This is a genomic window from Gluconacetobacter asukensis (assembly GCF_014174375.1).
In the GTDB taxonomy this organism is placed as follows: Bacteria; Pseudomonadota; Alphaproteobacteria; order Acetobacterales; family Acetobacteraceae; genus Gluconacetobacter; species Gluconacetobacter asukensis.
The window spans coordinates 333809-346584 of record NZ_JABEQE010000001.1; the positions used below are offsets into that span (position 1 = coordinate 333809).

Here is a 12776-nt window from a genome sequence, read left to right on the forward strand (position 1 = left end):
TGTTTGGAAACGCGCGTCGGACCGCCACCAGCGCGCATTCCCGAAAAACTCTGAAAGCCTGTCCGGGAATGGGGGCTGGTGAGCGGGAGTAGCCCGACAGGGCTACGCCCGGCGTGTGTTTTCGAGCACCGGCGCGGAGCGGCCTTGATGGCCGTGAGCACCGGAGCGCAGGAAACGCGCGTCGGACCGCCACCAGCGCGCATTCCCGGACAGGCGCTCAATGGACCCAGAGCTGCGCGAGCAACACCATGTAATAGGCGCTGGACAGCACATGCCCCACCCGCGCCGAGACCAGGTCCAGCCGGCGCGTCTGCACCAGCGGCACCACCGGCGCCTGCGCCATGATGGCGGCATCCGCCTGCTGCCACATGGCGTCGGCCCGCGCCGGGTCGCCCTGCTGCGCCGCCGCGGCATCGTCCATCAGCCGGTCGATCGCCGGATCGCAGAAGCCCGACATGTTCAGCGAATTATCGGACGAAGGATGAAAACTGTCGCAGGCGAACAGCGTGTGCAGAAACGCCCCCGGGGCCGGGTAATCGGCCTGCCACCCGGTAAAGCCGATCTGCACCGCGTTCGACGTATTCTGCAAATAGGAAAACTCGACCACCGGCGTGATCGGCCGCACGATGGCGTGGTAGCCCAGTTCCGCCAGCGTCTCGCGCACCGCCTGGCCCAGTACCCGCCCCATGGACGTGTTCATGGTCACGACCGTCACATCCTGCCCCGCCGTCCCGCTGGCGGCTACCAGCGCGCGGGCCCGCGCCATGTCCACCCCCTGCCAGGACGGCGCCGGATGCGCCACCGACGCCCCACGCCCGTAGGCACATTCCGGATCATGGCTCGGGATACCGCGCGGAATCATGTCGCACGCCGGATAGGCCAGCGCCGGGCCGCCTTCATGCAGGACCATGGCATGCCGATCCACCGCATCATTCAGCGCCCGCCGCACCTCGGGCATACTGAACGGCGCCAGGCGCACATTCATTTCCATGTACCAGACCACGAGCATGTCCGACAGATGGACGCGCGGCACATACCGGTCGCCCAACTCGCCCAGCCGGTCGCGCGGCGGCATGTCGAGCATCCAGTCATACTGGCCGTTTTCCACCGCCGTCACTTCGGCTTCCTCGTCCAGGCCGAAACTGTAGACGATCCGGTCGGGGAAGCCATCGGGCTGCGCCAGCCCATCCCACACCCGGAAATACGGATTACGTTCCAGCCGCATCATCCGGTCCGGATCGTAGAAGGTGATGCGATAGGGGCCGGTCCCCGGCGGGGCGACATTGCCCGTATCATGGTCGGGCGTCCCCGCCGGCACGATCGCGGCCTGCGGAAAGGCGAGCTTGTACAGGAAATCCGTATCCGGCCGCGCCAGGTGAAAGGTCACCGTCCCCGCCGCCGCATCGGTCACCACGCCGTTCGACAGGTCGCACCACCCCTGCCCGGCAAGACACGGAGCCGCCCCGAGCAGATTGCTGAAATACGGCCCCGCCGCAGGGCTGTTGACGCGAAAGATCCGGCGCATGGTCGCCGCGACATCCTCGACGCCCAGCACGTGCCCGTCGGAAAAGCGGATGCCCTGCCGCAGGCGAAAGACATAGGTACGGCCGCCATCGCGGATCTCGGGCATGCCGTCGGCCAGGTCCGGCACCGGCCGCACCGCATCGCCGCGCCCGCTCTTGGGAAACGCCATCAGCCCGTCATAGACCGGGGCCTCGATCTGCAGATTCTGCTGCTCGTACGCAATCTGCGGATCGACCGACCCGCCGGAGGACGCCGCCGTCAGCCGCAGCGTGCCACCGCGATGCGCCGCCATCAGCGCTCCGTCATCCATGCCATGCGCCGCGCCGCCGGCCAGGCCCAGCAAGAGAACAGGCAGAACACCCAGCAGGCGCGCCGCACCTCCCCTCACTGAACCCAAACCTGCGAGAAGATCATGTGATACAGGTCCGTATAGAAATAATTCCCCAGCCGTGACGATACCAGATCGATATAATTGATGCGAATGGCCGGCGCCGCCGGAGAGTCGCGGGTGATGATCCGCCCCGCCTGCGCCCAGAGTTCCGCCGCCCGCGCCGGATCGGTCTCCTGCTTGGCCGCATCCATCGCCGCCTGGGCTTCCTTGTTGCAATAGCCGGCGATGTTGATCGAATTGTCGGTACCGGGATGAAAATTCTCGCACCCGAACAGATCGTCCAGAAAGTTCGAGGCCGACGGGTAGTCCGCAAACCAGTCACTCAGGCTGATCTGCACATGGTTCGACGTGTTCTGGATATATCCAAGCTGCACCGCATGCGACAGCGGCTTGACGCTGGCGTCATAGCCGATGGCCTGCAGCATGTTGCGCAGCCACACCCCCATGCTCATCTCGACGGCGGTATTCTGCACCACCACCGTCACCTTCTGCCCGGCGGTGCCGCTGGCGGCCACCAGCCGGCGCGCACCTTCCAGATCCGCCCCGCGCCATGACGGCGCCGGGTGGTCCGGGTCCGCCCCGACCGTATGGGCGCACTCGTCCAGCGCGCCGGGAATGCCCGGCGGCACGATGGTGCAGAGCGGCCCCGCCACGGCGGCCCCGCCATACAGAATGGTCATCGCGCGCCGGTCCAGCGCCCGGTTCACCGCCTGCCGCGCCATGCGGTTGTTGAAGGGCGGAATATTCACGTTCATCGGCACGTAATAGAAGCCGTAGAGCGACCGGAGATGGACCTGCCTGGTATGGCGCGCACCCAGTTCGCCCAGCCGGTCCAGCGGCTTCATGTCGAACATCCAGTCATACTGCCCGTTTTCCACCGCCGTCACCGCCGCTTCGTCCGGCAGGCCGAAATCGTAGCGGATATGATCGGCATAGCCGTCGGGCTGCGCGTCGGCGCTCCAGACATGGAAGAACGGATTGCGCTCCAGCACCGCGCCCCGGTCCGGATCGTAGCTGACGAACCGGTAAGGCCCTGTGGTCGGCGCCGGCACATTGCCCAGATCATGGTCAGGCATGGCCGCCGGCAGGATCGAGGCATGCGGAAAGGCGAGCTTCTGCGGGAATTCGGCATCCGGCTGGCTCAGGTGAAAGACGACGGCCCGCGTCGCCGGATCAACCTCCAGCCCACCCGACAGCGTGCAATGGGCCGGATCGCGCAGGCAGGCATCGGCCCCGACGATGGCCCCGTAGAACGACCCCGCCGTAGGGCTGCCGACCCGGAACAGCCGCCGGATCGAGGCCGCGACATCCGCCACCGTGACCTCCTGCCCGGTCGAGAACCGCACCCCCTGCCGCAGCGTGAAACGCCAGGTCCGCCCGCCATCCTCGGGCTGCGGCACGGTTTCGGCCAGGTCGGGCACCACCTCGTCGCTGGTGCGGTCGTCCGCCTTGCGGAAATTCAGCAGCCCGTCATACAGGACCGTGAAAAGCTGGGCATATTCCGAAGTATAATTGATCTGCGGGTCCAGCGTCCCGCCCGAGGACGATGCCGTCAGCCGCAGCATCCCCCCGCGATGCGGGCTGCCCAGCGTCTGCCCGTCCCCCACCGGCCGGGCGCTGCCCGGCGGCGCGGAATCCTGTGCGCGGGCAGCGTAGCCGGGCACAGCCGCCAACACCGCCAATACTCCGGCAAGCAGAAGAGGCCGGCTCAGAGCCAGTCTGGAAAGCCGCGCTGGCGAGCGAAAGCGGCTCCCCACCTATTGCGCCGCCATGAGACCATTCAGACGATCGGCCATCTCCTGGGCCGAGGCATCGGACTGGATCGTCCCGGCATAACGCCCTTCGGGCGACATGATGACGATGCGCGGCGACGGCTCCATGCTGTAATCGCCATCCTTGCCCTCATGGCGCACATAGGGCGCATGATATTCGGCGGTGACGGCCTTGAGCATGGTCGGCGCACCGGTCATGGCGAAGATGCGCGGCCCGAACCGCAGCGTATAGGCCCGCATCGCCTCGGCGGTGTCACGCATCGGATCCAGCGAGATGAACAGCGGCGCCACAAACCGGTGGCGCGGCCCCAGCAGGTCCATCGCGCCCGCCATCGCCCGCAGCGTCGCGCCGCATTGTTCGTCGGGGCAGTGCGTGTAGCCGAAATAGACCAGCATCCAGCGGCCCCGGAAATTACTGTCCGACACCTCGCCCTCGGCCGCGCTGACCAGCCGGAACGACCCGCCGATCTCGTTGCCATGGGTGGACAGCAGCGGCCCCGCGCGATCCATCGCCCAATAGCCCGCATAGCCCCCCGCGGCCGAAAGCACGGCGATGACCGCCCCGATCGCCAACCGGCGCTTGTCCCGTTCCTGCATCAATGTGCGTCCGCCCAGTTCATTCCGGTCCCGGTCTCCACCACCAGCTTCACCGAAAGATCGGCGGCGGATTCCATCACCTGTTTCACGAGTGCCGACAGGTCGCCCTCCTGGCCCTGCCGTACCTCGAACACAAGTTCGTCATGGACCTGAAGCAGCAGCCGTCCGTCAAGCCCGGCATCGGCCAGCGCATGCGGCAGGCGCACCATCGCGCGCTTGATGATGTCGGCCGCCCCGCCCTGCAACGGCGCGTTGATCGCCTGCCGCTCGGCATAGGACCGCCGGGCCGCATTGCGGTCGCCGATGCCCGGCACCCAGCAGCGCCGGCCGAACGGGGTGGTGACGTAACCGTTCGCCTTCGCCTCTTCCTTCATCCGGTCCATAAAGTCGCGGATTTCCGGATAGCGGGCGAAATAGGCATCGATATACGACCGCGCCTCGCCCGGCGGGATGCCAAGCTGCCGCCCCAGCCCGAAGGCGCTGATCCCGTAGATGATGCCGAAATTGATCGCCTTGGCCCGCCTGCGCGTCAGCGGGTCCATGCCCTCGATCGGCAGGCCGAACACTTCGGACGCCGTGCGGGCGTGAATATCCTGCCCCAGCGCAAAGGCCTCGCGCAGGGCGGGAATATTCGCCACATGGGCCAGCAGCCGCAATTCGATCTGCGAATAATCCGCCGACAGCAGCACATAGCCCGGCGCCGCGACAAAGGCGCGGCGGATGCGCCCCCCTTCCTCGGTGCGGATGGGGATATTCTGCAGATTCGGCTCGTTGGAGGAGAGGCGGCCGGTCGAGGTGATAGCCATCTGGAACGACGTATGCACCCGCTCCGTCCCCGGATCGGCCTGGCCCACCAGCGCATCGGCATAGGTCGATTTCAGCTTGGCCAGTTGCCGCCAGGCGAGAATGCGCCCCGGCAGTTCATGCCCCTGGTCCGCCAGATCCTGCAATACGGAGGAATCGGTGCCCCAGGCGCCCGATTTCATCCGCTTGCCGCCGGCCAGCCCCATTTCGTCGAACAGGATCTCACCCAGTTGCTTGGGCGAGCCGACATTGAACGACCGGCCGGCCAGACGATGGATCTCCACCTCCATCTCGCCCATGCGCGCCGCAAAATCGGCCGACAGGCGCCGCAGTTCGGTCACGTCGACCGCGATCCCGGCCCGCTCCATGTCGGCCAGCACGGCCACCAGCGGCCGCTCCAGCTCCTCATACAGCGCCAGCGCCCGGTTAGGCCGCAGGGTCGGATGCAGCACCAGCCACAGCCGCAGCGTCACATCCGTATCTTCGGCCGCATAGGCCGTGGCCCGCGCCACATCGACCCGCGCGAACGGAATGCGGTTGCGCCCGGTACCCGTCACCTCGTCATAGGAAATCGGCGTATGGCCCAGATACAGCCGCGACAATTCGTCCATGCCCTGCCCGTGCCGCCCGGCATACTGGGCATAGGAAATCAACATGGTGTCGTCGATCGGCGTCGGCTGTGGCGCTCCGGCGCGGGTCAGCACCAGCAGGTCGAACTTGGCATTCTGGAAGATCTTCAGCACCGACGGGTCGATAAACAGCGGCCCCAGGATCTCCAGCGCGGTGGCCACCGGCATCTGGACGCCAACGGGGTCCTCTTCCACACCCTCCTCGGGCAGAAGCTGCGCCTGTGCCGGCGCGCCCTCATGCGCCAGCGGAATATAGCAGGACCGCCCCGGCGCCACCGCCAGCGAAATCCCGACCAGCCCGGCATGCAGCGGGTCCAGCCCATCGGTCTCGGTATCGACGGCGCAGAAGCCCACCCGGCGCGCCTCCGCGACCCAGGCTTCCAGCGCCTCGGCCGTGCGCACGGTCTCATAGGGGCCGAAAGCCGCGCGATCAGGCGCCACCGGCGCCGCGGCCGGCGCCGCGTCCGCACGGGCGACGGCCGGAGACGGAGCATGGCTGGCCACACCGACCGCCGCCGCCGTTTCCTTCAGCCCCATCCGATGCACCAGCGAGCGGAAACCCATCCGCGTCAGCCAGGCACCCAGCTGCGCCTCATCCGGCGCACGGCAGACCAGTTCCTCCAGCGCCACCGGGCACGGCGCATCCTCGCGCAGCGTCACCAGTTCGCGCGACAGGCGCGCACGCTCGGCATGCTCGATCAGATTGTCGCGCCGCTTCGAGGCCTTCATCGTGGGCGCGCCCTCCAGGATCGCGTCCAGCGACCCGTATTCCGCGATCAGCGCCGATGCCGTCTTGGGCCCGATCCCCGGCACGCCCGGCACATTGTCCACCGAATCGCCGATCAGCGCCTGCACGTCGATCACCTTGTCGGGTGTCACGCCGAATTTCGCCTCGACCTCCGCCGGCCCGATGGGCTTCTGGCGGATCGGGTCCTGCATCTCCACGCCCGGACGGATCAGCTGCATCAGGTCCTTGTCGGACGAAACGATGGTGCAGCGTCCACCCGCATCGGTCACACGGCGGGCATAGGCCGCAATCAGATCGTCGGCCTCCCACCCCGCTTCCTCGATCCCCGGCACCCCGAAGGCCGAGGTGGCGTCGCGCACCAGGGCGAATTGCGGGCGCAGATCCTCGGGCGGCTCGGGCCGGTGGGCCTTGTACTGGTCATAGAGTTCGTTGCGGAAAGTCAGCCGCCCCGCATCGAAAATGACCGCCAGATGCGTGCCCACATGGTCGCGCAGCAGGCGCGCCAGCATGTTGGTAAAGCCGAAGACGGCATTGACCGGCGTCCCGTCGGGCGCGGTCATCGGCGGCAGGGCATGGAAGGCACGGAAGATGAACCCCGATCCGTCAACGAGGATCAGGTGAATCGGGGCGTCGCTGGACATGGGAGGTCTGATCAGTGCGCGCTGTCTTCCCCGGCATCGGGACTCAGCACGAACAGGCGCGAGCAATAGGGGCAGAAGGTCTGGTGTCCTGCGATGCGCAGCCACACGCGCGGATGGCCCAGCGCCCCCAGCCCGCCGTCGCAGGACAGGACCCGCGACTGCACGATCACCGTCTCGACATGGCCGAGGCGCGGATGGGGGACCGGATCGCCGGATTGGGCCGGAAGGGTCTGGACCTGCATATGTTCGCTCCGCCTCGTGATGATGGCCCTGTCGGCCGGTGGTCAGGATGGATGGGGGATGATACGCAGGATCACCGTGCTTTCAAACCTCCGCCTGTCACGCCTGCGCTATCTGGCCCCGCTCCTGCTGCTGGCCGGATGCACGATGCAGGACCCGCCGCCCCCACACCCGCCCGCCGCCTGGGCGGCGGATGGCCGTCTGGTGCCACCCGACACGATCCTGCGCCTGCCCGACGGCACCGGGGTCCCCACCCGAATCTGGCCCGCACGCGGGCAGGTCCGGGCCGTCATGCTGGCACTGCATGGATTCGACGACAGCCGCGAGGCGTGGGAATTCGCCGCCCCCACCCTGGCCGCCCAGGGCATCACCCTCTACGCCCCCGACCTGCGCGGCTTCGGCGGCATGAAGGATCGCGGCCAGTGGGCCGGTACCGACCGCATGGTGGCCGATGCACGCGACGAGGCCCTGATCATCGCAAGCCGCCACCCCGGCGTGCCGCTCTATCTGCTGGGCGAGAGCATGGGCGGGGCGGTCCTCACCTGCCTGATGGCCCGCCCCGACGCGCCGCCGGTCGCCGGCACCATCCTGCTGGCCCCCGCGGTCTGGAAACTGGGGGTCGGCCCCGAAACCGTGCTGCGCCTGCTGGCCGCCACGGCGCCCGACTGGCGCCTGACAGGCCACGAACTGCCGGTCCACGTCGTCGCGGGCGACGACATGACGGCAATGCGCCGCCTCTATTTCGACCCGCTGACCCTGCATGCCACCCGCATGCAAGCCGTCGCCGGCCTGGCCGCCCTGATGCGCCAGGCCGCCGACGCCGCCCCGCGTCTGCGGGGCCCCGCCCTGGTGATCTATGGCGGCCACGACCAGCTCGTCCCCCCGTCCGCCATGGCCACCCTGTGGCGCTACCTGCCCACCGACGTGCGGCGCGACTACATCCCGCAGGGCTATCACCTGCTGCTGCGCGGCCGCAGCCGGCAGGCCACGATCGCCGACATCGCGCAATGGATCACCGACCCCAACCGCCCCCTGCCCTCGGGCGGCGATATCGCCGCCGCCGTGTGGCAAGCCCTTCCCCCGGATGGCAGCGACACCCCACCCCCCATCCTGGCCCCATTGGACAACCTGCCCGGCAAATAATTGCCCGACAGGGCTGGCGCCCCGAAACGGTTCGAGGTATGGAGGCGTCACTGGACTCGTAGCTCAGCTGGATAGAGCGTCGCCCTCCGAAGGCGAAGGTCGAAGGTTCGAATCCTTTCGAGTCCGCCATTCCTCGGGAAAATTGTTGTATTTCAACCTTGTATTTTCAGGTGTGACACTTTTTCCAGAAGGTTTGACACTTTCACCCAGCATTGACATTGGGATTTCAGGAGCCATTCAGTTGATGTGCCCAGGACTCGAGCGAGCGCATCAAGTCGCTCCTGTTTCGGGGGCCGCACGACCGGATTCGTATTGTATGATCGCATTGCCGGTCACCTCGATCGCACGACCAAGCTCGCCGGTCGTGAGGCCCATGATCTCGCGCTTGGAGCGTATCCGCGCTCCCAAAGCGTGAGCTATCTCGCTGCGCGCGCGGCGCCGGATTTCTGTGGCCTCGGTCATTCGCTATTGTTGCGGAGGAGCCATGGCCCGTAAAGCGGCCACCCGGTCTTAACCGCCCGCTGCCTTTTCCTGATTGGCCCGCCGGTCTGCAACCGGCATGTCCCACGATTCACAGCCTCAACCGACGCACCCGGGCCCGCACAGATCATCGTTGAGATAGGCGATCAGATAGGGCCAGCGGCCGCCCCAACAAAAGACGCCGTTAGATCCCTAATTTCCTCAGCTCTTCTATCTGCCTCTGCAGTTGATCGATCCGCTTGCGCCGCAACTCAATCGCTTTGCCTGCAGCATCCTCGGCCGAGCGAAATGCCTCGCGGCCGAAGAGGAAGGTTTTACGCCCATCGCAGACCCACAGGCGGTGAACATATAAACGCGTGCCGGGACGGCAGGGCGCGATTTCAGTCCAGCCCTTGGCGGCCATCATGTCAGGTCGATAAAATCTTTCACTAGGCATCGCGTGGCTCTAACCTTGTGGGGACCATCCTGCTTGTGCGTATCCGAAAACGATGCCACTTGACAATGGAGGCATGCAGCGGACGAATCAAATGATAGATATTGTCAATGCATCTGATTATATGGAATCGGTTCGATCAATAGAAGAGTTGGTGACGGTATACCGTCAATTACTGAGCAATCTGAGTGATCTATATTTCGCATTGGGCCGTTTCGATCGATTCCAGAAGCGGGAACATGAAATAATCGACGTAAATTATCCGAAAGAATGGGTCTCCTATTACACGGACCGTAAGTATATACTCGAGGACCCTACTGTTTCTCAATCAGCACAAACTCAAACCCCATATCTCTGGCAGGAATTCCGTGATCTCCGACCGTCACAGCGGGTCATATTCTCGGATTTGTCAGATTTCGGTGTGCAGGACGGCTACACGATTCCGCTCCATGCCCCTGACGGCATGACGTTTGTCGCCAGCTTTGCCTTCCGACGCCCGGTTGTATCGGCTGCTGATCGCCTAGCCATCACGGCGCTGACCACGCAATTTTACTTCCGCTACAAGCGGTTGTTAAATCCGCCATCGTCAAGAGAGAATGTACTGTCTGAACGTGAAGGCGAATGCCTTTGCTGGGCAGCGCGAGGAAAAAGCTCATGGGAGACTGGCGTGATTCTCGGTATTACCGAGAACACCGTGAATTTCCACATCAAGAATGCACTTGGTAAATTGCAGAGCAATAACCGAATAGAAGGTGTCGTCCGGGCAATATGCCTCGGTCTGATTTCGCCGTAAACCTACCAGATCTAGTAGCTTCCAAATCTCACGAAATCAAAATACTTCACAAATATTCCGTGGAGTATTTCCAATGATTGAATTGTTGACACTCGAGACCGCCCACTACATGGGGACGGCGCTTATGGAACAGTATAAATTCCGATATAGGCAGTTCGTCGTGCGCGAACAATGGGACGTTCCGAATTATAATGGAATGGAATACGACCAGTTCGATACCCCAGCTGCAGTCTATCTGGTTTGGCGCGACGAGCGTGGGGCCGTTCGCGGCCTGGTGCGCCTGCTGCCGACAACGCAGCCTTATATGATCGAGAGCCTGTGGCCCGAGCTGATTCCTGACGCCGGCGCTCCGCGATGCACTGCGGTCTGGGAGAACACTCGGTTCGCGGTCGACCGCGACCTGCCCCCGACGGTAAGGAAGCAGGTGACGGCTGAATTAATCATTGCGTCGATGGAATTTGCGCTACAGCAGGACGTTCGTTCGTTTCTCATCGTGTCACCACGGGCAATCCTGGAACGTACCTTACCGAGGGCCGGACTTCAGCCCGAGATCCAGAAGAGCGTGCTCCTGCCGTCGGGCCATGCTGTTTCCTCTGCCTACGTCAATGTATCGGTTGATCGTCTGGAAACAGTCCGTCGCAAAGTGGGCCTTCAGCAGCCGGTTCTCCGCAATCATCTACAAGAGCATCAACATGCCGCATGAATGTACGCTGTCATCCAGTCAACGGGAGGAGAAAGCGCAGCAGATCGCCAGCGCGCTTGCCTATTTGCGGCTTGAAGCGGCTGGCGCCGGATTCTCCGATACGGTCTCGGGCCTCGAGGACCTGGAGAAGAGGGTCGTCCGCGAGGCGCGGGCGATCGTGTTCCAGTATAGCGGAAATGGACCGCCGATGAGGAGTAACTAATGGCTCTTCTATTTGATGATATATTTCCAAATGGACACGATTATAACAAAATCCCTTTCGAATTTACAGACAATCCAATGATTATCGCATATATTTTGAGAGGGATAGAAGCATCATGCCCGGAGGCAGTCGATGTTATTGCTGGGCTGCTCAATCGGCTTGATAGCCGCGAGATCGGATTACAACATATTTGTTCCAGCTTAAGCTAAGAATGCCGCGGACCGGTGGCTCAAGCGGCGCATAGGGTTGCTTTCCTGAAACCTGCCTCCCGTGCGCCCGGATGGAGTCGGTTCGGGCTGCGCAAGGGTATCGTGGAATCGACAGCGGCGGGCCGATTCTCTTACCTGCAAGGTTTGACAATCGTCGCAAAAACACCATGAATCACGGCGAGCCTCGCAGAACGATTTGACACACTATCTACTTGGTTTTCCCTACTTGTCCGTGTCCTGTCGAGTCCGCCATTCTCCTTAAAATTGATGAATAGAATCAATCTGTCAGATTGAGCGCATCAATTCTGACCCATGAAAAAACCCACGACATGGGTTGGAACACGGTCAGCCCCCGACGCCCGCGCACAATCGCCAGGCCGCGGCCGTCCCTCAGCACCGAATGGACAGCCATCCCGCCGCCCGCCTGCCGCCTGCCGCCTGCCGCCTGCCGCCTGCCGCCTGCCGCCTGCCGCCTGCCGGGCGGAGAATGAATGGAATCGGCGGAACTCCAATTTGAATTCCTGTGTGATGTCAGCATGATATCACATGATTTCGCAATCATCGCATCTCGGCGAGGCATCAAACATGCCCTCCGCCTTGCCAAACGATGGCTACCTTGGTACCAAGATAGCACATTCAGCTCGATCGCAGCCCCACGGCGTCACATGAAAACGAGCGAAGGCCAATGACCACCGACATTCATCCTGACGCGGAAGAGATCGCCGAAGTCGGAGAAGGGTTCTTGGGCAAGACTTTCCCCCCTGACCGTTTCCACCATCGTGAACACTTGATCATGATGGCCTATCTGCTCGTGAAGTATCCGGCCCACGACTGGCGAGCGGAACTTCCCGACCTCATTCGCAGCTATAATGTGGCTGCTGGCGGCATAAACGACGAAACCAGAGGCTATCATCACACCATCACCATGGCGTTCGTCACGATCGTCGAAACAATCGTTGCGCGGGCAGAGCACGGGGATCTCGTCGCGGCCTGCCGTGCCGTTCTCGCGTCGCCGGCCGCAAGGCAGGATGCCCTGCTGCAATTCTGGAGCCATGAACTGCTTTTTTCGAGAGAAGCACGGCGGAATTGGGTAGCCCCCGATCAGCGCGCGTTCAACGTGAGCGGCGTCGGCGATGATCTGACAACAGCGGAGAGAGAGGCGTGCGTAAGACGGCGATGAGTGGAGAAACCGGAAAGCACACGGTCGAGCGGGTCCAGACCGGCGTCCGGATCGAAAGGCGCATCCTCAAGGTCACCAAGGGACTCGCCGAGTATCTTGATATGAGCTTGGGAGACCTACTCGAAGGTGTCTTGCTGCACGCGTTCGAAGGGGAGGCCCCATTCGGCGCGCAGACGCTTGAGCGCATCAAGATCCTGCGCGGCCTCTACGAGCTGGATCTGACCGCAGCGGATGCGCACCAACTGGACGAAGCGCGCACCGCACGAAAATAGGGTTTGAGGAATGCA

At 63.8% G+C, this 12776-nt stretch carries 12 protein-coding genes and 1 tRNA gene; 6 read left to right on the forward strand and 7 right to left on the reverse strand.

Translation table 11 applies throughout. The features are described from left to right. Positions 1-217 precede the first annotated feature (217 nt). The 5 genes from HLH35_RS01540 to HLH35_RS01560 all read right to left on the reverse strand — a co-directional run bounded on the left by HLH35_RS01540 (position 218) and on the right by HLH35_RS01560 (position 7348). Positions 218-1912, reverse strand: coding sequence for an ABC transporter substrate-binding protein (locus tag HLH35_RS01540; protein ID WP_182977442.1), 1695 nt, complete (start codon positions 1910-1912; stop codon positions 218-220). Beyond that, complete coding sequence (locus tag HLH35_RS01545) at positions 1909-3591, reverse strand: ABC transporter substrate-binding protein (protein WP_456305627.1); 1683 nt, start codon at positions 3589-3591, stop codon at positions 1909-1911. The genes HLH35_RS01540 and HLH35_RS01545 overlap by 4 nt, the downstream gene beginning before the upstream one ends. Before the next feature lie 81 nt (positions 3592-3672). Beyond that, entirely contained in the window at positions 3673-4284 is a 612-nt protein-coding gene (locus HLH35_RS01550; protein ID WP_182977443.1) for an SCO family protein, read from the reverse strand. Beyond that, positions 4284-7106 (reverse strand): DNA polymerase I, encoded by a 2823-nt coding sequence (gene polA / locus HLH35_RS01555; protein WP_182977444.1) that lies wholly within the window; start codon positions 7104-7106, stop codon positions 4284-4286. Before polA ends, HLH35_RS01550 begins: the two co-directional genes overlap by 1 nt. 11 nt (positions 7107-7117) lie before the next feature. Then, positions 7118-7348, reverse strand: a complete 231-nt coding sequence (locus tag HLH35_RS01560; protein ID WP_114727402.1) for a zinc-finger domain-containing protein — start codon at positions 7346-7348, stop codon at positions 7118-7120. Positions 7349-7406: 58 nt separating this feature from the next. Between HLH35_RS01560 and HLH35_RS01565 the strand changes: the two genes are divergently transcribed. Beyond that, entirely contained in the window at positions 7407-8489 is a 1083-nt protein-coding gene (locus HLH35_RS01565) for an alpha/beta fold hydrolase (RefSeq protein WP_182977445.1), read from the forward strand. A 52-nt stretch (positions 8490-8541) separates the two neighbouring features. After that, positions 8542-8618: transfer RNA gene (locus HLH35_RS01570), tRNA-Arg, on the forward strand. A 141-nt stretch (positions 8619-8759) separates the two neighbouring features. Here HLH35_RS01570 and HLH35_RS01575 read toward each other — a convergent pair. Further along, the gene (locus HLH35_RS01575) at positions 8760-8951 is read right to left on the reverse strand and encodes a hypothetical protein (RefSeq protein WP_182977446.1); all 192 of its coding nucleotides are present in this window, start codon (positions 8949-8951) and stop codon (positions 8760-8762) included. Between the two features lie 202 nt (positions 8952-9153). Then, positions 9154-9375, reverse strand: a complete 222-nt coding sequence (locus HLH35_RS01580) for a hypothetical protein (RefSeq protein ID WP_182977447.1) — start codon at positions 9373-9375, stop codon at positions 9154-9156. 121 nt (positions 9376-9496) lie between these two features. Between HLH35_RS01580 and HLH35_RS19745 the strand changes: the two genes are divergently transcribed. From HLH35_RS19745 to HLH35_RS01600, 4 genes are all read left to right on the forward strand, one after another. Further along, the gene (locus tag HLH35_RS19745) at positions 9497-10195 is read left to right on the forward strand and encodes a LuxR family transcriptional regulator (RefSeq protein ID WP_220790483.1); all 699 of its coding nucleotides are present in this window, start codon (positions 9497-9499) and stop codon (positions 10193-10195) included. 73 nt (positions 10196-10268) lie between these two features. Continuing rightward, positions 10269-10898: an acyl-homoserine-lactone synthase gene (locus tag HLH35_RS01590; RefSeq protein ID WP_182977448.1), complete on the forward strand. Its 630-nt coding sequence runs from the start codon at positions 10269-10271 to the stop codon at positions 10896-10898. Between the two features lie 1096 nt (positions 10899-11994). Next, complete coding sequence (locus tag HLH35_RS01595; RefSeq protein ID WP_182977449.1) at positions 11995-12489, forward strand: hypothetical protein; 495 nt, start codon at positions 11995-11997, stop codon at positions 12487-12489. Next, a complete protein-coding gene (locus HLH35_RS01600; RefSeq protein ID WP_220790484.1) occupies positions 12471-12761 on the forward strand; it encodes a hypothetical protein in 291 nt (96 codons plus the stop codon). The genes HLH35_RS01595 and HLH35_RS01600 overlap by 19 nt, the downstream gene beginning before the upstream one ends. Positions 12762-12776: the final 15 nt, after the last annotated feature.